Consider the following 22,126-nt stretch of genomic DNA (forward strand, 5'->3'; position numbering starts at 1 on the left):
CGGCGAGCCCCCAGCGGGCGCGACGTAGACTCGGGGGCTGGTAGACACGGGAGGAAGCCATGCGGATCACGGGCCTCGGACACGCCGGAATGTTCATCGAGACGGCCGGGGGATCGATCCTCTGCGACCCCGTCATCGGGCCGAGCTTCTTCGGATCGTGGTTCCCGTTCCCCGACAACCGCGGGCTGGACTGGGAGCGCTTCGGCGCCGCCGACTTCCTCTATGTCTCGCACCGTCACCGCGACCACTTCGACCCGGCTCTGCTCGAACGCTACGTGCGCAAGGACATCGCCGTCCTCCTGCCCGATTACCCGACGGACGACCTCGAGAGCGACCTGCGCTCGCTCGGCTACGAGAACATCGTCTACACCCACGCGGGCGAGACGCTGGAGTACGGGCCGCTGAAGCTCATGGTGACGCCCCTGCGGGCGCCCAGTGACGGCCCGATCGGCGACTCCTCCCTGAGCGTCGACGACGGCACCGCCAGCATCCTGAACCAGAACGACTCGCACCCCCTCGACCTCGAGAAGCTGCTGTCGTTCAGCAAGCCCGACGCGTACTTCACCCAGGTCTCGGGCGCGATCTGGTGGCCGATGGTCTACGACCTGCCGCTGGACGCCAAACAGAACTTCGCGCGGCTCAAGCGCGACGCGCAGAACAAGCGCGCCATGTACTACATCGAGAAGGTCGACGCGGAGCACGTGTTCCCGATGGCGGGGCCGCCGATGTTCCTGCGCGAGGAGCTGTTCCGCTACAACGGCCTCGGGCAGGAGGACGACTCGATCTTCACCGATCAGCGGCAGTTCCTCGAGCACCTCGCGCAGGAGCGACCCGAGCAGAAGGGGCACCTCTTTCTGCCGGGCACGCAGGTCGACGTGCACGGTGGCGACATCGAGGTGGTGCAGACCCTTTTCGACGACGCCGAGATCGAGCGCATCTTCACCGACAAGTGGAGCTATCTGGCCGAGCAGCGCGACGGCCGGCAGGAGGAGATCCGCGCCGAGGAGGACTCGCGCGCAGCGATCCTGCCGCCGGAGCAGATGCTCGCCGAGCTCAAGGCCTGGTGGGAGCCCCTGCTGCGACGTGGCCGGATCTTCCGCACCGGCGTCGGCGGACCCGTGCGCATGACCATCGGCGAGCTGGACCTGTGCATCGACTTCCCCAAGGCGAAGGTGCGCGAGTACGCGGGTGAAGAGACCGCGTATTGGTTCACGATTCCCGCCGACCTCGTCTCGACCAACATCCGCGACCACGAGATCGACTGGTCGAACTCGATCTTCCTCTCGATGCAGTTTCAGGCGGGCCGGATCGGCAAGTTCAACGAGTTCATCTACACGTTCTTCAAGTGCCTCTCGCGGGACCGCATCGAGTACGTCGAGAACTGGTACGCCGAGCAGTCGGACGTCTCGGAGGACGTCGAGCTGGGGGAGTGGGTCGTGCAGCGACGCTGCCCGCACCTGCGTGCGGACCTGTCGAAGACGGCGAAGATCGAGGGCGGCGTGCTCACCTGCAGCCTGCACGACTGGAAATGGGACCTCGCGTCCGGCCGCTGTCTGACCACGCAGGGCCACCCGATCCGCGCGCATCAGTTCGAAGACGCGCTGCACCGCGAGGCGGGCGCGGCGGTCTGAGCGAGACGCTAGGCTGGTAGCACGAAAAGCAACCTTTAACACCGTCCTGTGAGGCGGAGAAGGGGGCACCCGATGAGCACGCGAACCGTGCTGCACGATGCCGACATCGATCGAGCGCTGACTCGGATCGCGCACGAGATCCTCGAGTCCAATCGAGGCGCCGCCGATCTGGTGCTGCTGGGGATCCCGACGCGCGGGGTGACCCTCGCGAGTCGCATCGGACATCTCGTCGCCCGCTTCTCGGGACAGGACGTGCCGGTGGGTGCGCTCGATGTGACGATGTATCGCGACGATCTGTCGCGGCATCCCACGCGCACGCCCCAGCCCACGGTCATCCCCGAAGGGGGGATCGACGGCAAGGTCGTGGTGCTGGTCGACGACGTTCTGTACTCCGGCCGCAGCATCCGGGCCGCCCTCGATGCCATCAAGGACAACGGACGCCCCGCGATCGTGCGGCTGGCCGCCCTGATCGACCGCGGCCATCGCGAGGTGCCGATCCGGCCCGACTTCGTCGGGAAGAACCTCCCGAGCGCGCGCGACGAGCGAGTGAACGTGCGCCTGTCCGAGACCGACGGCGTCGACGAGGTCACGATCGGATCATGAGACACCTTCTCGACACGAAGACCCTCACTCGCGACGCGGCGATCCGCATCCTCGACGTGGCCGAGGACATGGCCGACACGCAGCGGCGCGAAGTGAAGAAGCTGCCGACCCTGCGCGGCAAGACCGTGGTGAACCTGTTCTTCGAGGACTCCACGCGCACCCGCATCTCGTTCGAGGCGGCAGCCAAGCGGCTCTCCGCCGACGTGATCAACTTCGCGGCGAAGGGATCGAGCGTGTCCAAGGGCGAGAGCCTGCAGGACACGGCGCAGACGCTGCAGGCCCTCGGGGCGGATGCCGTGGTGATGCGGCACGGTGGATCCGGTGCCCCGCGCACGCTCGCGACGAGCGGGTGGATCACCGCCGGTGTCGTCAACGCCGGCGACGGGACGCACGAGCACCCCACCCAGGCTCTTCTCGACGCGTTCACGATGCGCAAGCGCCGGTTCGGCGACGCCAGCCGGGGACGCGACCTCGCCGGCCTGCGCGTGGTCATCGTCGGCGACGTGCTGCATTCGCGCGTCGCGCGCTCGAACGTGTGGCTGCTGCACACTCTGGGGGCGGAGGTCACGCTCGTGGCGCCGCCCACCCTGATCCCGCAGGACGTCACCGCCTGGCCCGTGCGGGTGACGTTCGACCTCGACGAGGCGATAGCCGCGGCTCCCGACGCGGTCATGATGCTGCGCATCCAGCTCGAGCGGATGAATGCCGCCTACTTTCCGACGGAGCGGGAGTACGCCCGCCGCTGGGGGCTGGATGCCGCACGCCTGGGCGCGCTGCCCGCCGATAGCATGGTGTTGCACCCGGGGCCGATGAACCGGGGCCTGGAGATTTCGGCAGATGCCGCGGACTCGCCGCGCGCCACCGTACTCGAGCAGGTGACCAACGGCGTGTCGGTGCGCATGGCGGTGCTCTATCTGCTTCTGGCCGGAGAGACGACGGGCGACGACCCCGCACGCGCGGGAGGGGGAGAGCGATGAGCGAGACACTGCTGATCACCGGGGCCCGCATCGACGGCGGCGAGCGCGCCGACATCCTGGTCGACGACGGGCGCATCATCGAGATGGGCACGGTGCGCTCCCCTGCGGGAGTGCGTCGCATCGACGCCGACGGACTCATCGCCCTGCCCGGGCTGGTCGACCTGCACACGCACCTGCGCGAGCCCGGCTACGAGGCGTCCGAGACGATTCGCACGGGCACCCGCGCGGCCGCTGCCGGAGGCTTCACCGCCGTCTTCGCGATGCCGAACACGTCGCCGGTCGCCGACACGGCGGGCGTCGTGGAGCAGGAGCTCGCGCTCGGCGAGGCCGCCGGTTACGCCACCGTGCAGCCGATCGGCGCCGTCACGGTGGGGCAGAAGGGCACCCGGCTCGCCGAGCTGGGCGCGATGGCGCAGTCCCGGGCGCGGGTGCGGGTGTTCAGTGACGACGGGTTCTGCGTGCACGACCCCCTGATCATGCGGCGCGCCCTCGAGTACGTGAAGGCCTTCGACGGAGTCGTCGCGCAGCACGCGCAGGATCCGCGCCTGACCGAGGGCGCCCAGATGAACGAGGGAACCGTGTCGGCCGAGCTCGGTCTGACCGGGTGGCCCGCCGTGGCGGAGGAGTCCATCATCGCCCGCGACGTGCTGCTGGCCGAGCACGTCGGGTCGCGTCTGCACGTGTGCCACCTCTCGACCGCGGGCTCGGTCGACATCATCCGCTGGGCCAAGAAGCGCGGCATCCGCGTGACCGCCGAGGTCACCCCCCACCACCTGCTCCTGACGGACGAGCTGGCACGCGGTTACGACGCCCGCTACAAGGTGAATCCGCCGCTGCGCCGCGAAGAGGACGTACGGGCTGTGCGTGAGGGACTGGCCGACGGCACCATCGACATCGTCGCGACCGATCATGCCCCGCATCCCGCCGAGCACAAGGCGTGCGAGTGGCCGGCCGCGGCGAACGGCATGGTGGGGCTCGAGAGTGCGCTGCGGGTCGTGCACGCCGCGATGGTCGCCACCGGTGCACTGGACTGGGGCGACATGGCGCGGGTCATGTCGACGGCGCCGGCGCGCATCGGACAGCTGGACGGCCACGGAATGCCGCTGGCCGCCGGCTCCGCCGCCGAGATCACGCTGTACGATCCGGAGCCCTCCGGCGAGTTCACGACGGCAGACCTGCGCGGCCGCAGCAAGAACTCGCCCTACCTGGGTCGCGAGCTGCCGGGCCGCGTCGAGTGGACGATCCACCGCGGGGTGCCGACGCTCGCTGCGGGCGAGATCGTCGAGGTCGGCGAGTGAGCCGCGAGGGCGCCCTGGCCGTCATGGTCGGCGTCGCGATCGTGCTGCTCGCCCTGATGGCCTTCGGCTGGTGGCGCCGCCGGCGTCGCGACGCCACGCTCGCCGCCCCCACCGAGGTGCCTGCCGGGCTCGAGCACTTCGCCGAGGCGGAGGGGCTCTACGTCGCCACGACGCGGCACGACGCACCACTGGATCGCCTCGCGATGCGACATCTCGCCTATCGGGCGCGGGCCCGCATCGCGGTCGCGCCGGCGGGCGTGCTGCTCGATCTGGCCGGCGAGCCGGATGTGTTCCTCCCCGCGGACCGTCTGATCGGGGTCGGTCGTGCCACCTGGACCATCGACCGCGTTGTCGAGCGCGACGGCCTGGTCGTGATCGCCTGGCGCGTGGACGACACGACGACGGCCGACTCCTACCTGCGGCTGCAGGGCGCGGCACCCGATGACCTGGTCGCCGCCATCACCCGAATCCTCCCCACCACCACGTCGACGGGAACCGACCCATGAGCTCCTTCACCCCCGACCCGGCCGTTCTCGTGCTCGAGGACGGCACCCGCTACCGCGGTCGTGCCTACGGCGCCCGCGGGACCACCCTCGGCGAGGTCGTCTTCGCCACCGGCATGACCGGCTACCAGGAGACCCTCACCGATCCGTCCTACGCCGGTCAGATCGTGCTGCAGACGGCCCCGCACATCGGCAACACGGGCGTGAATGAGGAGGACATCGAGTCCCGCCGCATCTGGGTGGCCGGGTACATCGTGCGCGACCCCTCCCGCGTCGTGTCGAACTGGCGCGCCGACGCATCGCTCGACGAGGCGCTGGCCGAAGACGGCATCGTCGGCATCAGCGGGATCGACACACGCGCGGTCACCCGCCACATCCGTTCGGCCGGCAGCATGCGCGGCGGCGTGTTCTCGGGAGAGGCCGCCGCCCTGGACGACGCCGAGCAGGACGCCCTCGTCCGCCAGGCGCCGCAGATGTCGGGGCAGAACCTGTCGGCATCCGTGTCGCTGGAGAGCTCCCAGGTCACACCGGCGCGCGGCACACTGCTCGGGCGAGTCGTGATCATCGATCTCGGCATCAAGCAGGCGACGATCGTGAATCTCGCCGACCGCGGCTTCGAGGTCCACGTGCTGCCGCAGACGGCCACGATCGACGACATCCGCGCGGTCGACCCCGTCGCCGTCTTCTATTCCAACGGCCCGGGCGACCCCGCCGCCTCGGTCGACCACGTCGAACTGCTGCGCAGCGTGCTGAGCGAGGGGCTGCCCTTCTTCGGCATCTGCTTCGGAAACCAGCTGCTCGGGCGCGCCCTCGGCCTGGGCACCTACAAGCTGCCGTTCGGGCACCGGGGCATCAACCAGCCCGTGCTCGACAAATCGACCGGGCGCGTCGAGATCACGGCGCACAATCACGGCTTCGCCGTCGAGGCTCCGCTCGAGGGCGTCTTCGACAGCCCCGCCGGCTTCGGCCGCGTGGAGGTGAGCCACGTCGGACTCAACGACCGCGTCGTCGAGGGCCTCCGCGCCCTGGACATCCCCGCCTTCAGCGTGCAGTACCACCCCGAGGCCGCGGCCGGCCCGCACGACGCCAACTATCTCTTCGACCGGTTCCGCGACATGGTCGTCACCCACCTCGACAGCAAGAAGGACGCCGAGTAATGCCCAAGCGCGACGACATCAAGAGCGTTCTCGTCATCGGGTCCGGCCCGATCGTGATCGGCCAGGCCTGCGAGTTCGACTACTCCGGCACCCAGGCGTGCCGCGTGCTGCGCGAGGAAGGGGTCCGGGTCATCCTGGTCAACTCCAACCCCGCGACGATCATGACCGACCCCGACTTCGCCGATGCCACGTACATCGAGCCGATCAGCGCCGACGTCATCGAGACGATCATCGCCAAGGAGCGCCCCGACGCGATCCTGCCCACCCTCGGCGGGCAGACCGCGCTCAACGCCGCGATCGCGCTCGACAAGGCCGGGGTGCTGACGAAGTACGACGTCGAGCTGATCGGCGCGAACATCGCGTCGATCGAGAAGGGCGAGGACCGGCAGATCTTCAAGCAGCTCGTGATCGACTCGGGGGCGGATGTCGCGGACAGCCGCATCTGCCGGTCGATGGACGAGGTGCTCGCGGGCGCCGAGGAGCTCGGCTACCCGCTCGTCCTGCGTCCGAGCTACACGATGGGCGGACTCGGCTCCGGGTTCGCGTACGACGAGTCGGACCTGCGTCGCATGGCCGAGGCCGGTCTGCACGATTCGCCCACGCACGAGGTGCTTCTCGAAGAGTCGATCCTCGGATGGAAGGAGTACGAGCTCGAGCTGATGCGCGACAACGCCGACAACACGGTCGTCGTCTGCTCGATCGAGAACGTCGACCCCGTCGGCGTGCACACGGGGGACTCGATCACGGTCGCGCCCGCGCTGACGCTGACCGACCGCGAGTACCAGAAGATGCGCGACATCGGCATCGACATCATCCGGGCCGTCGGCGTCGACACGGGCGGCTGCAACATCCAGTTCGCCGTCGACCCCGCGACGGGCCGCATCATCGTCATCGAGATGAACCCCCGGGTGTCGCGCTCGTCGGCCCTGGCGTCGAAGGCGACGGGGTTCCCGATCGCTAAGATCGCCGCCAAGCTCGCGATCGGCTACCGCCTCGACGAGATCCCCAACGACATCACGAAGGTGACGCCGGCGAGCTTCGAGCCGACCCTGGACTACGTCGTGGTCAAGGTGCCGCGCTTCGCCTTCGAGAAGTTCCCCGCCGCCGACAAGACGCTCACCACGACCATGAAGTCCGTCGGCGAGGCGATGGCCATCGGCCGCAACTATTCGACCGCCCTGCAGAAGGCGCTGCGCTCGCTCGAGAAGCGCGGCTCGAGCTTCCACTGGGGAGACGAGCCGCGCTCGGCGGCGGAGCTGCTCGAGATCTCGAGAACGCCGACCGACGGCCGGATCGTCGTGCTGCAGCAGGCCATGCGCAAGGGCGCGAGCATCGCGGAGGCGTTCGAGGCCACCGCGATCGACCCCTGGTTCCTCGACCAGATCGCGCTGATCAACGAGGTTGCCGAGTACGTGCGCGAGGCCGCCGAGCTGGATGCCGCCACGCTGCGGATCGCGAAGGAGCACGGCTTCTCGGATGTGCAGATCGCGCAGCTGCGGGATCTGTCCGAGGAGGACGTGCGCGGCATCCGTCGCGGGTTCGGCATGCGACCCGTCTTCAAGACCGTCGACACGTGCGCGGGGGAGTTCCCGGCCCTGACGCCCTACCACTACTCGAGCTACGACACCGAGACCGAGGTGGAGCCCTCGGAGCGCACCAAGGTCGTCATCATCGGCTCTGGACCGAACCGCATCGGCCAGGGCGTGGAGTTCGACTACTCGTGCGTGCACGCGTGCTTCGCCCTCTCGGACGCGGGATTCGAGACCGTCATGGTCAACTGCAATCCCGAGACGGTCTCGACGGACTACGACACCTCGGACCGCCTCTACTTCGAGCCGCTCACCCTCGAGGACGTGCTCGAGGTGCTGGATGCCGAGGCGGCATCGGGCGAGATCCTCGGGGTGGTGTGCCAGCTCGGCGGGCAGACCCCGCTCGGGCTCGCGAAGGGCATCGAGAGCGCCGGATACCGCATCCTCGGCACGTCGCCCGCGGCGATCGACCTCGCGGAGGAGCGGGGGCTGTTCAGCGGGATCCTGGATGCCGCCGGCCTGGTCGCCCCGCGCCACGGCACCGCGTTCGACGTCGACGGCGCCGTCGCGGTGGCGGAGGACATCGGCTACCCCGTTCTCGTACGTCCGAGCTTCGTTCTCGGCGGCCGCGGCATGGAGATCGTCTACGACACCGACAGCCTGCGCGACTACTTCGTGCGCATCGCCGACGAGGCGATCATCGGCCCGGGCCTGCCGCTGCTCGTCGACCGGTTCCTCGACGACGCGATCGAGGTCGACGTCGACGCGCTCTACGACGGCGAGGAGCTCTACATCGGCGGCGTCATGGAGCACATCGAGGAGGCGGGCATCCACTCGGGCGACTCGAGCTGCACGCTCCCGCCGATCTCGCTCGGACGCACCGAGGTCGACCGCGTGCGCGAGGCGACCCACGGCATCGCCGCCGGTGTCGGCGTGCGGGGATTGCTGAACGTGCAGTTCGCCATCAGCGCGGGCGTGCTCTACGTGATCGAGGCCAACCCTCGTGCGAGCCGGACCGTGCCGTTCGTGTCGAAGGCCCTCGGCATCCCGTTGGCGAAGGCGGCCTCGCGCATCATGTCGGGCTCCACCATCGCCGAGCTGAAGGCCGAGGGCCTGCTCCCTGAGCAGGACGGATCACGCGTGCCGCTGGATTCCCCCGTCTCGGTGAAGGAGGCGGTGCTGCCGTTCAAACGGTTCCGCACCAAGGAGGGGCACATCGTCGACTCCGTGCTCGGTCCCGAGATGCGCTCCACCGGCGAGGTGATGGGTATCGACCGCGATTTCCCGACCGCGTTCGCGAAGAGCCAGCAAGCCGCCTACGGAGGCATGCCGCTCTCGGGAACGGTCTTCCTCTCGGTGGCCGATTCCGACAAGCGCGCCGTCATCCTGCCCGCCCACCGGCTGCGGCAGCTGGGCTTCGACATCGTCGCCACCGAGGGCACCGCCGAGATCCTCGCGCGCAACGGCATCGACGTCGAGGTGGTCGCCAAGTACAGCGAGACCCAGGGCACCGGGGCGCCGAACGTGGTCGACCTGATCAACCAGGGCCGGATCGACATCGTCGTGAACACGCCGAGCGGTGGCTCGGCCCGGGCGGACGGCTACGAGATCCGCGCCGCTGCCGTCGCGGCGGACCGTGCCCTTTTCACGACGATCGCCGTCCTCGGCGCCGCCGTGACGGCGATGGATGCCGTGCGCGCGGGGTTCGACGTGCGCAGCCTGCAGGAGTATGCCGCCGATCGGGCGGCCCGGGCATGACGAACGACCCCGTCGCGTTCGGTGCCCGCCTGCGCGCCGCCATCGGAGAACGCGGGAGGCTGTGTGTCGGCATCGACCCGCACGAGGCCCTGCTGACGCGGTGGGACATGAGCGTGTCGGCCGCGTCGGCCCGGGAATTCGGCCTGCGGGTCGTGTCGGCCTGCGCGGGCCGGGTCGCGGTGGTCAAGCCTCAGGTGGCGTTCTACGAGCGCTTCGGCTCGGCGGGGTTCTCGGCGCTCGAGGACGTGCTCGCCGCTGCCCGCGAGGCGGGTCTGCTCGTGCTCGCCGATGCCAAGCGGGGCGACATCGGATCGACCATGTCGGCCTACGCGCGGGGCTGGTTCGCGCCGGGCTCACCGCTCGAGGTGGATGCGCTGACGCTGAACCCCTACCTCGGCGTCGGTGCGCTGCGCGACTCGTTGGAGGTCGCCGTGAGCCATGGCAAGGGCGCGTTCGTTCTCGCGGCCACCAGCAACCCGGAGGCGACTGCCGTGCAGCAGGCCCGCGTGGCGGCGGATGCCGTCGCGCCGCCGCAGACCGTTGCGGCGCGGGTCGCGCACGAGGTGACGGCGTTCAACGCGGGCAGCACGCCGCGGGGGGAATGGGGGAGCGTGGGACTGGTCATCGGGGCGACGGTCGACCGCGACGCCGCCGGCCTCGCCGACGTCGGCGAACCGGTGACGCCGGTCCTCGCTCCCGGATTCGGTCACCAGGGTGCCCGGGCAGAGGACGTCGACCGCATCCTCGGAGCTTTCGCACCCGCGGCGCTCGTGAGCGAGAGCCGCAGCATCCTGGTGGCCGGGCCGGAGGGGATCGTCGACGCGATCGACGACGCGTGCCGCAGAGCGGGAGGCCGTCGTGGCTGAGCGGAGCGAGACCGAGCGCGACGCTTCGGCCTCGCGCCCCCCGGAGGTGGATCGGCGCGCGGCATCCGAGCGGGCCGTGGCAGCACGCCGCGAACGGGCCGCGCTCAAGCGGGATGTCGCCACGCGGGTCATCGCGCCGCAGGAACTGCTCCGCCGCGCCTGGGCACACCCCGAGTCGGCGGCGGGCGCCATGCGCGTGCCGGATTTCCTGACCAGCATCCCCGCGATCGGGGCAGGCAAGCGCGATCGCATCCTCGAGCACCTGAGCATCTCGCCCGTGAAGCGGCTCGGCGGTCTGGGCCTGCGGCAGCGCCGCGACCTTCTCGCGTTCCTCGACGAACGGATGCCGGAGCCCGAACCGCGTCCGGGCCGGAGCCGTCTGGTCGTGCTGGCGGGGCCGACGGCAGTGGGCAAGGGGACGGTGGCCACGCACATCGCGCGGCACCATCCGGAGATGCTCCTGTCGGTGTCGGCGACGACGCGCCCGCCACGACGCGGTGAGATCGACGGGGAGCACTACTACTTCGTCGACGACGACCGCTTCGACCGGATGATCGCGGAGGGCGAGTTGCTCGAGCACGCCACCGTGCACAACAGCCACCGGTACGGCACCCCACGGGCGCCGATCGAGCGCGCCCTCGCGGAGGGACGCAGCGTGCTGCTCGAGATCGATCTGCAGGGGGCCCGCCAGGTGCGCGCGGCGGATCCTTCGGCCATGCTGGTCTTCCTGCTGCCGCCGAGCTGGGACGAACTGGTGGAGCGTCTCGTGGGTCGCGGCACCGAGGGACCCGCGGAGCGGGCGCTCCGGCTGCAGACGGCCAAGCGCGAACTGGCGGCGAAGAGCGAGTTCGACCACCGCGTCGTGAACGCCGACGTCGCCGCCGCCGCGCGCGAGGTCGTAGACTTGGTGCAGGCACCCGCGCGTTCATGACCGCGCGGGTCGATGCTGTTTCGGCGTCGACCCGCTGCCGCATTGCTTCTATCGAGAGGATCCGCCGTGGCCGGAACGAATCAGGGCATCATCGAGCCCCCCATCGAGACCCTTCTGCACAAGACCGACTCCGAGGGCGGCGCGCTCTCGAAGTACCAGCTGGTCATCTACGCCGCCCGCCGCGCGCGCCAGATCAACGACTACTACTCGGACCTGCACGAGGGCAATCTCTTCGACAACGTCGGGCCGCTGGTGGACTCCTCCGTGGAGGACAAGCCGCTGACGATCGCGTTGCACGAGATCGCCGAAGACAAGCTGCGCCTGCGCACCTCCTGATCCTGTGAGCGATCTTCGCCTCTTCACTTCGGAGTCGGTCACGGAGGGGCACCCGGACAAGATCTGCGACCAGATCTCCGACAGCATCCTCGACGCCATCCTGACGGAGGATCCCCGGGGTCGCGTCGCCGTCGAGACCCTCGTGACCACCGGCCTGGTGCACGTCGCGGGCGAGGTCTCGACAGCGGCGTACGTCGAGATCCCGGCGATCGTGCGCGACGTCGTCAACCGGATCGGCTACACCTCGAGCGAAACCGGTTTCGACGGCGACTCCTGCGGGGTGAGCGTGTCGATCGGCGCGCAATCCTCCGATATCGCCTCGGGAGTGAACAAGGCGTTCGAGCAGCGGGAGCAGCGTTCGCTCGACCCGCACGACGAACAGGGCGCCGGCGACCAGGGCATCATGTTCGGATTCGCGACGACCGAGACGCCGCAGCTGATGCCGATGGCCAGCTGGACGGCGCACCGCATCGCGGAGCGGCTGGCCGCAGTGCGCCGCGACGGTCGCCTGCCGTTCCTCCGACCCGACGGCAAGACGCAGGTCACCCTCGGCTTCGAGGGGCACACCCCGCGCACCGTCGAATCCGTGGTGCTCTCGACCCAGCACCATCCCGACATCTCCCAGGAGGAGCTGCGCGCGCGGGTGCGCACCGAGGTCATCGACCCCATCCTCGCCGACACGGGCCTGGACCTGCCCGACGTGCAGTACTTCATCAACCCCGCCGGGCCGTTCCTCATCGGCGGCCCGAAGGGCGACGCGGGCCTCACCGGCCGCAAGATCATCATCGACACCTACGGCGGCGCGGCACGTCACGGCGGGGGCGCGTTCAGCGGCAAGGACCCCTCCAAGGTGGATCGCTCCGCCGCCTACGCCATGCGCTGGGTCGCCAAGAACGCCGTCGCGGCGGGGCTCGCCGAGCGGCTCGAGGTGCAGGTCGCCTACGCGATCGGCAAGGCCCGACCCGTCGGGGTGTACGTCGAGACGTTCGGCACGGGACGGGTGTCGGATGCCGTGCTGACGCGCGCCATCACGGACGTGTTCGATCTTCGTCCCACGGCCATCATCGAGCGGCTCGACCTGCTTCGCCCCATCTACGCGCAGACCGCGGCCTACGGACACTTCGGGCGCGAGCTGCCCGATTTCACGTGGGAGCGCACCGACCGCGTCGAGGAGCTGCGGGCCGCAGCCGGGCTCTGACGTGAGTGGGCGCCCCGTGGCCCGGGTGCTCCTGGACTCGCCGCTGCCGCAGCTTGACCGCCTGCTCGACTACGCCATCCCGCCGTCGCTGGCGGACCAGGTCGAGCCCGGCATCCGCATTCGCGTGCCGCTTCGCACCGCGGGACGCATCATCGACGCGTTCGTGATCGAGATCGGGGAGGCGGTCGACCCGGACCGCCCGCTCTCCGAGATCGACGCCGTCGTGTCGGCGGCGCGCATCGTGCCGCCCCACCTCTACGAGCTGGCGCGCAGGACGGCCGACCGGGCGGCGGGATCGGCCGCCGACATCCTGCGCCTCGCGATCCCCCGCCGCCTGGTGCGCGTCGAGAAGACGTGGCTCGCGCGCGAGAGCGCGCCGGAGCCCGTCGTCGCACCGGAGGCGCAGGACTGGGCCAGGCGGGCGCTGGCCGGCTTTCCCGGCCTGGCGGAGGCGGTGGGTGAGGGCTCCCGGCTCGCGATCGACGCGCCGCCCCGCGCCGAGCGCGCCTTCTCGGGAGCGTCGACGGCGGCGTGGGCTGCGCTCTTCGCCGCGGCCGCCGCACTCACGCTGGCCGAGGGGCGCAGTGCGGTGCTGGTCGTGCCTGACCACCGCGACCTGGAACAGCTGGCACGCGCACTGGCCGGGCTGCTGCCCGCCGATGCCGTCGTGAGCGACCATTCCGACCGACCCGCCGGCGAGCGCTACCGGGACTTCCTGCGCACGGTCGAGGAGCGTCCCGTCGTGGTGCTCGGCAACCGTTCCGCCATCTATGCACCCGTCCACCGGCTCGGTCTGATCGCGCTCTGGGACGACGGCGATCCTCTCCTCAGCGAACCCCTCGCCCCCTACGTGCACGCGCGTGACGCGGCGCTGGTGCGCCAGGGACTCGAGCAGGTCGCCCTGGTGTTCGCGGGCCACACGCGCACGACCGATGTGCAGCGCCTCGTCGAGATCGGCTGGGTGCGCGAGGTGGCCGCGCACCGGCGTCCCACACCCCGCATCGTGCTGAGCGCCACGCAGGGGGATGCCGCGCCCGCGCGCATCTCGTCGGGGGCGTTCGCGGCCGCGCGCACCGCCCTCGAGAGCTCGCCGGTGCTCGTGCAGGTCGCCCGGCCGGGATATTCGCCGGTGCTCGTCTGTGCCTCGTGTCGCCGGGCGGCCCGCTGTCGGCACTGCGCCGGACCGCTGCAGGCGGAGAGCCGTGGCAGCGTCCCCAGCTGCCGCTGGTGCGGCAGATCCGCGCCGGTGTGGTCGTGTGGGCACTGCGAGGGAACCGCGCTGCGCCTGGCCTCGTCGGGCAGCTCCCGCACGGCCGACGAGCTCGGACGCGCGTTCCCCGGCGTGCGGGTGATCCTCTCGGACGGGACGCACGCCGTGGCGGAGGTCGCCGACGAGCCGGCGCTCGTGGTCGCCACGCGCGGCGCGGAGCCGGTCGCCGCGAACGGATACGGTGCAGTGCTGCTCCTCGACGGAGAGCGGATGCTGATGGCCGACTCGCTGCGAATCGGCGAGGACTGCCTGCGGTGGTGGTCGAACGCCGCGGCGCTCGCTGCGCCCGGGGCACCCGTGCATCTGGTCGGTGTCGCGGGCGCCGTCGCGCGGGCGCTGGCGACGTGGACGCAGGCCGTGTACGCGCGGGCCGAGCTCGCGGATCGGGCCCCGCTGCATCTTCCGCCGACCGCCCGGGTCGCCGCCATCGAGGGCGAGGCGGGGGCCGTGGAGCGCGCGCTGGACGAACTGCGCGCAGCGGTCGAACTGGCCGAAGACGCCGTCGTCGGCCCCGTCGAGGCGATGCTCGGTCCGCGCAGAGGCGAGGAAGGTGTGCGGGCGCTCGTGCTGTTCGACTACGCGAGCGGTCCGCGGGTGACGGCATCGCTGCGGGCATCCGTCGTGCAGACGGCCGTACGCGGCCGGCGTTCAGCAAGGGGCGCCCGCCCGCGCAATACACTCAGAGTGCGGGTCGACGTGATCGATCCCGCGCTATAGCCGATCTGCGGCCGGAGGGAGCACACGTGCGCATCGTCTTCGCCGGCACACCCGAGGCGGCGGTGCCGTCGCTGCGGGTGCTGGCGGCATCCGACCACGAGATCGCGGCCGTGGTGACCCGGCCCGACGCACCGACCGGCCGAAAGCGCCGCCTGACCCCGTCCGCCGTCGCGGATGCCGCGGCTGACCTCGGCGCACCCGTGCTCAAGACGGCGCGGCTCGATGACGACGCGACGAGGCAGATCGAGCAGCTGCGCCCTGAGCTCGGAGTGATCGTGGCGTACGGCGGCCTCGTGCGGGAGCCGCTGCTGTCGGTGCCGACCCACGGCTGGATCAACCTGCACTTCTCGCTGCTTCCGCGGTGGCGTGGCGCTGCCCCGGTGCAGCATGCGCTGATCGCCGGTGACGAGGTCACCGGCGTGAGCATCTTCGGGCTCGTCCCCGAGCTGGATGCCGGAGCCCTCTATGGCGTGCGCGAGTACGTCGTCGGCGACGAGGCGACCGCGGGAGAGGTCCTGCGGGACCTGGCCGGAATGGGCGCGGAGCTGCTCCGCGACGTCGTGGCGGACATCGCCGCGGGCCGTGCGCGCACGCGGCCCCAGTCCGGCGAGGCGACCTCGGCCCCCAAGCTCGATCAGGAGGACGGCCGGATCCGGTGGGAGGAGCCTGCCGAGGCCATCCTCGCCCGGGTGCGGGGAACGACGCCGGAACCCGGCGCGTTCACGATGGCGGGCGGCGGGCGCGTGAAGATCCTCTCGGCGCGGGCGCATGCGTCCGAGGTGTGGCTGCGCCCGGGGGAGTTCGCCGGGGCGGGGCGGGATGTGCTGGTGGGAACCGGTACCAGCGCGATACTGCTCGAGCAGGTTCAGCCCGCCGGCAAGACGTCGATGAAGGCGGGCGACTGGTGGCGCGGCCTGCGCCTGCCGGAGCTGGTGGCGGACTCGTGAGGGTGCAGCCGGCGCGGCGGGTGGCATTCGACGTCCTGCACGGCGTCACCGCATCCGACGCCTACGCCAATCTGCTGCTGCCCGCGGCGATCGCCCGCGCCGGACTGTCCGCGGCGGACGCGGCCTTCGCGACCGAGCTGACCTACGGCACCCTCCGCCGACGCGGATACTACGACGCCGTCATCGCCCTCGCCGCCCGTCGCGACGTCGAGCGGATCGACGCGCCCGTGCTCGACGCGCTGCGCGTGAGCGCACACCAGCTTCTCGCCACGCGGGTGGCGTCGCACGCGGCCGTCAACGAGGGCGTCGAGCTGGCACGCGAGCACGGCGGACGCGGCGTGGCCGGCTTCGCCAACGGCGTGCTGCGCAGCATCGCCCGGGACGACCCCGGGCAGTGGCGCACCCGGGTCCTCGAGACGGCGAAGAGCGACCTCGAGCGGCTGGCGCTGGCGCACGCCCACCCGGTGTGGATCGTCCGCGCACTGCGACGGGCATTGGATGCCGAGGGGCGGGTCGACGAGCTCGACGACCTGCTCGCCGCCGACAACGCCTCTCCGGAGGTGTCGATGCTCGCCCTGCCCGGGCTGGCGGAGCCACCCGCCCACGCCGCGCACGCCGCGTACTCGCCGGTCGGCTTCCGCCTGGGCGGGGGCGATCCTGAGCCGCTCGTGCGCTCATCGGACGGGCGCTGGCGGGTGCAGGACGAAGGGTCTCAGCTCGCGGCGCTCGCGTTGACCCGCGCCGATCCGGTGCGCCCGGGGGAGCGATGGCTGGACCTGTGCGCCGGGCCCGGCGGCAAGACCGCGCTGCTGGCCGCCGAGGCTCTCGCCGGCGGCGCGTCCGTGAGCGCCAACGAGCCGGTGCGGGCTCGCGCGGGTCTCGTCCGTTCGGCCCTGAGCGCGGTTCCGCTCACCGTCGAGGTCACCGAAGAGGATGGCCGGGAGCGGGTGGAACGTGACCTCGGCGGGTTCGACCGGGTGCTCATCGACGCCCCCTGCACGGGGCTGGGGGCGCTGCGCAGGCGCCCGGAGGCCCGCTGGCGCAAGGAGCCGTCGGATGTGGCGGACCTGAGCGCCCTGCAGGAAGAACTGTTCGACGCGGGTGCGCGAGCACTCCGGCCGGGGGGCGTGCTGGCCTATGTGACGTGCTCGCCGCACCGGTCCGAGACCAGCGGCGTCGTGCAGTCCAGGATGCGGCGGTGGGGAGACCGGTTGGAGCCCCTCGACACCCGCGCCGTCCTGCAGAGCATCGCACGCCGGCCGCTGGATCTGGCGGCGACCGGGTCGTCAGCGCAGCTCTGGCCGCACCGGCACCGCACCGACGCGATGTTCATCTCGCTGTTCCGCCGCACCGACGGATAGCGGCGCGGCGACGAGCGTGCCGCGCCTCACGCCAGCAGTCGCACGGCTCCGGTGGCGTCGGCCAATTCGGTGCGCAGCACCTCGAGCGCCGCCGGATGGGCCCTGCCCAGCTCGCGGGCGTCCACGAGGATCACCCCGTCGCCGGTCGCCTTGCCCGCCGCCAGATCCCGCAGCACGCCGATCACGCGCTCCGCGCCGCTGAAGGCCAGTTCGCCCCCCAGGTGCACGAGGGTGCCCTCGGCCGTGTGCTCGACGCGGATGCCGGGGGCGGCGATCGCCTCGTGCGGTTCGAAGGCGTGCATGCCGAACTCGCCGGCCAGGCGCTCGAGGATGCGGATGCCGCGCACGCTGTTGCCGTGCCGGTCCAGGCGGGGGCTGAAGGTCGCGATGCCGAACTGGGAGGGGGCGATCGCGAGCAGATCCCCGCTGACCCCGCTCTTGGCCGGCATCCCGACGCGCAGCAGCCACTCGCCGGAGTAGTCGTACATGCCGCAGCTGGCCATCACCGAGACCACGTCGCGGGCGACATCCTCGCGCACGACGCGCTCCCCGGTGAGGGGGTTGCGGCCCCCGAACGCGAGCGTTCCGGCCATGACGGCCAGATCGACCACGGTGACCCGCACGGAGCACTGGCGGAAGTACGCCTCGACCGCCGTGGTGACGTCGCCGTCGATCATGGCGTGCGAGCGGAGCAGGTGGGCGAGGGCACGGTTGCGGTGACCCGTCTCGGACTCGCCGCGGTACACCTCCTCATCGACGCTGAGCGACCGCCCCGCGAAGCGCGAGAGCGCGTCCGTGAGGGTGCGGGACCGCTCCTCGAGGGATCCGGATGCCGCGAGCGCGGACGTCGCGATGGCTCCGGCGTTGACCATGGGGTTGGCCGGGCGACCCGTCCCGAGCTCGAGGCTGATGGCGTTGAAGGGCTCGCCGCTGGGTTCGACGCCGACGTGGCGGAACACCTCGTCGCGGCCGAGCCTCTCGAGCGCGTGCGCGAGCACGAAGGGCTTCGAGACGGATTGGATGGTGAACTCGACCTCATCGTCGCCCACGGACGTGACGCGGCCGCGCGGGCCCACCACCGCGAAGGCGAGTCGCTCGGGCTCGGCCGCGGCCAGGGCGGGGATGTAGTCCGCCACGGCTCCCGAATGGTCGGGACGCACGTCGGCGAGCACGGCGTCGAGCATGCGTTCGATGGGATCCACGCGCACACACTAGCGGCCCCCGTCTTCGGCAGCCGGCCGCGTGCGCTGCGCCGCGGCGGCGCGCCGGGGGCCGTCGCGGCCGGTGGACCGGGCATCGGCGGGCCGGACGTGCCGCCATAATGGGCACGTGCCCAACGACGCGACCGCGGGGCCCTCCTCCCCGCGCATCAACCCCAGCATCCTCGCCGCCGACTTCGCGAACATGCAGTCCGAGCTCGCCCGCATCCCGGGCGCCGACTTCGTGCACGTGGATGTGATGGACAACCACTTCGTGCCGAACCTGACGTTCGGACCCCAGATGGTGCAGCGGATCCAGGCTACGAGCCCGGTGCCCCTCGATGTTCACCTCATGATCGACGACCCCGCGCGATGGGCTCCCGGCTACGCCGAGCTGGGAGCGGCCTCGGTGACGTTCCACCTCGAGGCCGCGGCCGATCCGATCTCCCTCGCCCGGGAGCTGCGTGCGATCGGGGCCCGCGCGGGTGTGGCCGTGAAGCCGGATACGCCCGTGGACGGACTGTTCGACGTGCTCGACGAGTTCGATCAGATCCTCGTGATGACGGTGGAGCCCGGGTTCGGCGGGCAGTCGTTCATGCCCGAGACCATGCCCAAGCTGCGGGCGCTCGCCACCGAGGCGCGTCGCCGGGGCTCGGACGTGTGGCTGCAGGTGGACGGCGGCGTCTCGGAATCGACGATCGCGCAGGCGGCCGAGGCCGGCGCCGACACGTTCGTCGCGGGATCGGCGGTGTTCGGCGCAGACGACCCCGATCGCGCGATCCGAGAGCTGCGGCGCACGGCCGGCGCGCACGCCCACGCCGCGCCCACCTCGGCGCGCCCACCGGCTCCCTGAGCGCGCCGCTGCACGGCGCGGCCGGCGCCGCCGCGGAGCGGTAGCCTGGCGGGGTGAAGACTTTCGACGCGCTGTTCGCCGAGCTCGAGACGAAAGCCGCCCAGCGGCCCGAAGGCTCCGGCACGGTGGCGCAGCTGGATGCCGGCGTGCATGCGATCGGCAAGAAGATCGTCGAAGAGGCCGCCGAGGTCTGGATGGCCGCCGAGTACGAATCGCGTGAGGCCGCGGCCGAGGAGATCTCGCAGCTGCTCTACCACCTGCAGGTGATGATGCTGGCCAAGGGGCTCTCGCCGGCGGACGTCTACCGACATCTCTGAGGCCGCTTCCGACCTCGCCGTCCCACCCCGAACCGAAGGCTCCCCACCCATGCTGCGAATCGCCGTGCCCAACAAGGGCTCGCTCGCCGACACCGCCGCCGAGATGCTGCAGGAGGCCGGTTACGTCGGTCGTCGCGACCCGAAGGACCTGCACGTCATCGACCCCGACAACGACGTGGAGTTCTTCTATCTGCGCCCGCGCGACATCGCGACCTACGTCGGCTCGGGGGCGCTCGATGTCGGCGTGACCGGCCGCGACCTCCTTCTCGACGTCCGGGCTCGCTCGCGTGAGGTGGAGTCGCTCGGGTTCGGGGCGTCGACGTTCCGCTTCGCCGGTCCGCCCGGACGGTTCGCCCAGCTGAGCGATCTCGAGGGCACGCGGGTGGCCACCGCGTATCCGGGACTCGTCGACGCCTTCCTCGAAGAGCGCGGCGTCGCGGTCGATCTGGTGCCGCTCGATGGTGCCGTGGAATCGGCGGTTCGCCTGGGCGTGGCGGATGCCGTCGCGGACGTCGTCTCGACCGGCACGACGCTCCGTCAGGCCGGTCTCGAGATCTTCGGACCCGTGATCCTCGAGTCCGAGGCGGTGCTGATCCAGGGTCCCCGCGAGGCCGAGGGGATGGACACGCTGCTGCGTCGCCTGCGCGGGGTGATGGTCGCGCGGCGCTATGTGCTGCTCGACTACGACCTGCCCGCGGCCCTCGTCGACGAGGCGGTCGCGCTGGCCCCCGGGATCGAATCGCCGACCATCTCGCCGCTGCGCGATCCCGAGTGGGTCGCGGTGCGCATCATGGTGGCGCGCGGAGGGGTGAACCAGGTGATGGATGCCCTGTACGCGCTCGGTGCGCGTGCGATCCTCGTCACCGCGATCCACGCGGCTCGGCTGTGACGGGGGTGACGCGCACATGAGTCTGGTCAGCCGGGTCATCCCGTGCCTCGACGTGAACGCCGGGCGCGTGGTCAAGGGCGTCAACTTCCAGAATCTGCGCGACATGGGCGACCCGGTCGAGTTGGCGCGCGCATACTTCGCGCAGGGCGCCGACGAGATCACGTTCCTCGACGTCACCGCCACCGTCGACGCACGGGCGACGACGTACGAGGTGGTGCGCCGCACCGCCGAAGAGGTGTTCATCCCCCTCACGGTCGGGGGAGGGGTGCGCACCGGCGACGACGTCGCGCGGCTGCTGGCCTGCGGGGCCGACAAGATCGGCGTCAACTCCGCGGCGATCGCGCGACCGGGCCTGGTCGATGAGATCGCCGACCGGTTCGGGGCCCAGGTGCTGGTGCTCTCGCTCGATGTCAAGCGCTCGGAGGCCGCGCCATCGGGATTCGTGGTGACGACGCACGGCGGTCGCACCGAGACGACGCTCGACGCCCTGGAGTGGGCGCGCGAGGCCATCGAGCGCGGCGCGGGAGAGCTGCTGGTCAACTCGATCGACGCGGACGGCACCAAGGAGGGCTTCGACCTCGAGCTCGTGCGCCTGATGCGCGAGGTCTCGCGGGTGCCGGTGATCGCGTCCGGCGGCGCCGGGGGGCTCGATGACTTCGCGCCCGCGATCCACGCCGGGGCCGACGCGGTGCTGGCGGCGAGCGTGTTCCACTCCGGGCAGCTCACCATCGCGCAGGTGAAGGCGCGAATGCGTCAGGACGGGGTGGAGGTTCGAGCATGAGCGCAGAAGAGACCACGGGGAAGAGCACGGACGAGCGCATCGCGCGCGTGGGTTTCAACGACGAGGGCCTGGCGCCGGCGATCATCCAGCAGCACGACACGGGCGAGGTCCTCATGCTCGGGTGGATGGATGCCGAGGCACTGCATCGTACGCTCACCTCCGGCCGGGTGACTTTCTGGTCGCGTTCGCGACGTGAGTACTGGCGCAAGGGCGACACGTCCGGCCACATCCAGCTGGTGCGCGAGGCGCGGCTGGACTGCGATGGCGACGCCCTGCTCATCCGCGTCGACCAGGTGGGACCCGCCTGCCACACGGGCACCCGGACGTGCTTCGACGCGGGCGATCTCGAGGCGGTCGCGGCTCCCCAGGACGCGTCCGGGTGATGCGCCGCGCGCGGCTCACCGCGGTCCTGACCACGCTCGGCGCCTCGGCTCTGGTGCTGATCGCCTCGACGCAGACCTGGTTCACGGTCGTCCTCGTCGATGAATCCGGGCGAACGCTGAGCGTCGTCGGTGCGGACGCGGTGCCGGTCCTGGCCCCCCTCGCACTCGCCGGCCTCGCGCTCGGCGCCGCCATGACGCTCGCCGGTCGGCTGCTCGGAGTCATTCTGACCCTCGGCGCGGTGCTGCTCGGCGCCGTGCTGCTCGTGCTCATCGCGCCGCTCGTGGCAGGGGATACGTTGGCCGCCGTCGCCCCCGCGGTGACGGAGGCGACCGGCATCGCCGGCGACGACGCCGTGGCGCAGCTGCTCGACGTCGTTCGGGTGACGGCGTGGCCCGTGCTCGCCGGCGTCTTCGCGCTGCTGATCCTGGCCGCCGGGATCTTCGGCGCGATCACCGCGACGTCATGGCGAACGGGGGGACGGCGCTATCGCACCGACGCTCCGCGCCCAGCATCCGCCCCCGAGCAGGCGCCGGAGAGACTCGACGCCGTGGACTCGTGGGACGACCTCAGCCGGGGCGACGACCCGACCCGCTGACCCCTGCGGGCGCGTGCGCGGCCGTC

The 22,126-nt window shown here is 71.3% G+C and carries 21 protein-coding genes; 20 read left to right on the top strand and 1 reads right to left on the bottom strand.

Annotation, left to right across the window (positions count from 1 at the left end; all coding sequences use genetic code 11):
- The first annotated feature begins 59 nt into the window (after positions 1-59).
- The 14 genes from M4I32_RS01035 to M4I32_RS01100 all read left to right on the top strand — a co-directional run bounded on the left by M4I32_RS01035 (position 60) and on the right by M4I32_RS01100 (position 17,082).
- Positions 60-1,631, top strand: a complete 1,572-nt coding sequence (locus M4I32_RS01035; protein ID WP_319032630.1) for a Rieske 2Fe-2S domain-containing protein — start codon at positions 60-62, stop codon at positions 1,629-1,631.
- 72 nt (positions 1,632-1,703) lie between these two features.
- The gene (pyrR, locus tag M4I32_RS01040) at positions 1,704-2,234 is read left to right on the top strand and encodes a bifunctional pyr operon transcriptional regulator/uracil phosphoribosyltransferase PyrR (protein WP_319032631.1); all 531 of its coding nucleotides are present in this window, start codon (positions 1,704-1,706) and stop codon (positions 2,232-2,234) included.
- Positions 2,231-3,211, top strand: coding sequence for an aspartate carbamoyltransferase catalytic subunit (locus M4I32_RS01045; RefSeq protein WP_319032632.1), 981 nt, complete (start codon positions 2,231-2,233; stop codon positions 3,209-3,211). Before pyrR ends, M4I32_RS01045 begins: the two co-directional genes overlap by 4 nt.
- Entirely contained in the window at positions 3,208-4,509 is a 1,302-nt protein-coding gene (locus M4I32_RS01050) for a dihydroorotase (RefSeq protein WP_319032633.1), read from the top strand. Before M4I32_RS01045 ends, M4I32_RS01050 begins: the two co-directional genes overlap by 4 nt.
- Entirely contained in the window at positions 4,506-5,015 is a 510-nt protein-coding gene (locus M4I32_RS01055; protein ID WP_319032634.1) for a hypothetical protein, read from the top strand. The genes M4I32_RS01050 and M4I32_RS01055 overlap by 4 nt, the downstream gene beginning before the upstream one ends.
- Entirely contained in the window at positions 5,012-6,169 is a 1,158-nt protein-coding gene (carA, locus tag M4I32_RS01060; protein WP_319032635.1) for a glutamine-hydrolyzing carbamoyl-phosphate synthase small subunit, read from the top strand. Before M4I32_RS01055 ends, carA begins: the two co-directional genes overlap by 4 nt.
- Entirely contained in the window at positions 6,169-9,456 is a 3,288-nt protein-coding gene (gene carB, locus M4I32_RS01065) for a carbamoyl-phosphate synthase large subunit (RefSeq protein WP_319032636.1), read from the top strand. Before carA ends, carB begins: the two co-directional genes overlap by 1 nt.
- Positions 9,453-10,322 (top strand): orotidine-5'-phosphate decarboxylase, encoded by an 870-nt coding sequence (gene pyrF, locus M4I32_RS01070; protein WP_319032637.1) that lies wholly within the window; start codon positions 9,453-9,455, stop codon positions 10,320-10,322. The genes carB and pyrF overlap by 4 nt, the downstream gene beginning before the upstream one ends.
- Positions 10,315-11,253 carry a guanylate kinase gene (gene gmk, locus M4I32_RS01075; protein WP_319032638.1) on the top strand — a complete coding sequence of 313 codons (939 nt, stop codon included), beginning with the start codon at positions 10,315-10,317 and terminating at the stop codon, positions 11,251-11,253. The genes pyrF and gmk overlap by 8 nt, the downstream gene beginning before the upstream one ends.
- 66 nt (positions 11,254-11,319) lie before the next feature.
- Positions 11,320-11,589, top strand: a complete 270-nt coding sequence (gene rpoZ, locus M4I32_RS01080) for a DNA-directed RNA polymerase subunit omega (RefSeq protein WP_319032639.1) — start codon at positions 11,320-11,322, stop codon at positions 11,587-11,589.
- 4 nt (positions 11,590-11,593) lie between these two features.
- Complete coding sequence (metK, locus tag M4I32_RS01085) at positions 11,594-12,787, top strand: methionine adenosyltransferase (protein ID WP_319032640.1); 1,194 nt, start codon at positions 11,594-11,596, stop codon at positions 12,785-12,787.
- 1 nt (position 12,788) lies between these two features.
- A complete protein-coding gene (locus M4I32_RS01090) occupies positions 12,789-14,774 on the top strand; it encodes a primosomal protein N' (protein WP_319032641.1) in 1,986 nt (661 codons plus the stop codon).
- A 26-nt stretch (positions 14,775-14,800) separates the two neighbouring features.
- Entirely contained in the window at positions 14,801-15,721 is a 921-nt protein-coding gene (gene fmt / locus M4I32_RS01095) for a methionyl-tRNA formyltransferase (protein ID WP_319032642.1), read from the top strand.
- A gap of 20 nt (positions 15,722-15,741) precedes the next feature.
- Positions 15,742-17,082 carry an RsmB/NOP family class I SAM-dependent RNA methyltransferase gene (locus M4I32_RS01100; RefSeq protein ID WP_413466762.1) on the top strand — a complete coding sequence of 447 codons (1,341 nt, stop codon included), beginning with the start codon at positions 15,742-15,744 and terminating at the stop codon, positions 17,080-17,082.
- Between the two features lie 26 nt (positions 17,083-17,108).
- On the opposite strand, the gene glsA is transcribed toward M4I32_RS01100, so the two are convergent.
- On the bottom strand, positions 17,109-18,284 hold the full coding sequence (gene glsA / locus M4I32_RS01105; RefSeq protein ID WP_319032643.1) for a glutaminase A: 1,176 nt from the start codon (positions 18,282-18,284) through the stop codon (positions 17,109-17,111).
- 127 nt (positions 18,285-18,411) lie between these two features.
- On the opposite strand from glsA, the gene rpe reads away from it, so the two are divergent.
- Genes rpe through M4I32_RS01135 form a run of 6 tightly spaced genes read left to right on the top strand, consistent with a single transcriptional unit; the run spans position 18,412 to position 22,100 of the window.
- Positions 18,412-19,134, top strand: coding sequence for a ribulose-phosphate 3-epimerase (gene rpe, locus M4I32_RS01110; protein ID WP_319032644.1), 723 nt, complete (start codon positions 18,412-18,414; stop codon positions 19,132-19,134).
- Between the two features lie 53 nt (positions 19,135-19,187).
- Positions 19,188-19,451, top strand: coding sequence for a phosphoribosyl-ATP diphosphatase (locus M4I32_RS01115; RefSeq protein ID WP_319032645.1), 264 nt, complete (start codon positions 19,188-19,190; stop codon positions 19,449-19,451).
- 49 nt (positions 19,452-19,500) lie between these two features.
- A complete protein-coding gene (hisG, locus tag M4I32_RS01120) occupies positions 19,501-20,340 on the top strand; it encodes an ATP phosphoribosyltransferase (protein WP_319032646.1) in 840 nt (279 codons plus the stop codon).
- A 16-nt stretch (positions 20,341-20,356) separates the two neighbouring features.
- Positions 20,357-21,121 (top strand): imidazole glycerol phosphate synthase subunit HisF, encoded by a 765-nt coding sequence (gene hisF / locus M4I32_RS01125; RefSeq protein ID WP_319032647.1) that lies wholly within the window; start codon positions 20,357-20,359, stop codon positions 21,119-21,121.
- Complete coding sequence (gene hisI / locus M4I32_RS01130) at positions 21,118-21,504, top strand: phosphoribosyl-AMP cyclohydrolase (protein ID WP_319032648.1); 387 nt, start codon at positions 21,118-21,120, stop codon at positions 21,502-21,504. The genes hisF and hisI overlap by 4 nt, the downstream gene beginning before the upstream one ends.
- Entirely contained in the window at positions 21,504-22,100 is a 597-nt protein-coding gene (locus M4I32_RS01135) for a Trp biosynthesis-associated membrane protein (RefSeq protein ID WP_319032649.1), read from the top strand. Before hisI ends, M4I32_RS01135 begins: the two co-directional genes overlap by 1 nt.
- Positions 22,101-22,126: the final 26 nt, after the last annotated feature.

This window comes from Microbacterium sp. LRZ72 (genome assembly GCF_033792225.1).
In the GTDB taxonomy this organism is placed as follows: Bacteria; Actinomycetota; Actinomycetes; order Actinomycetales; family Microbacteriaceae; genus Microbacterium.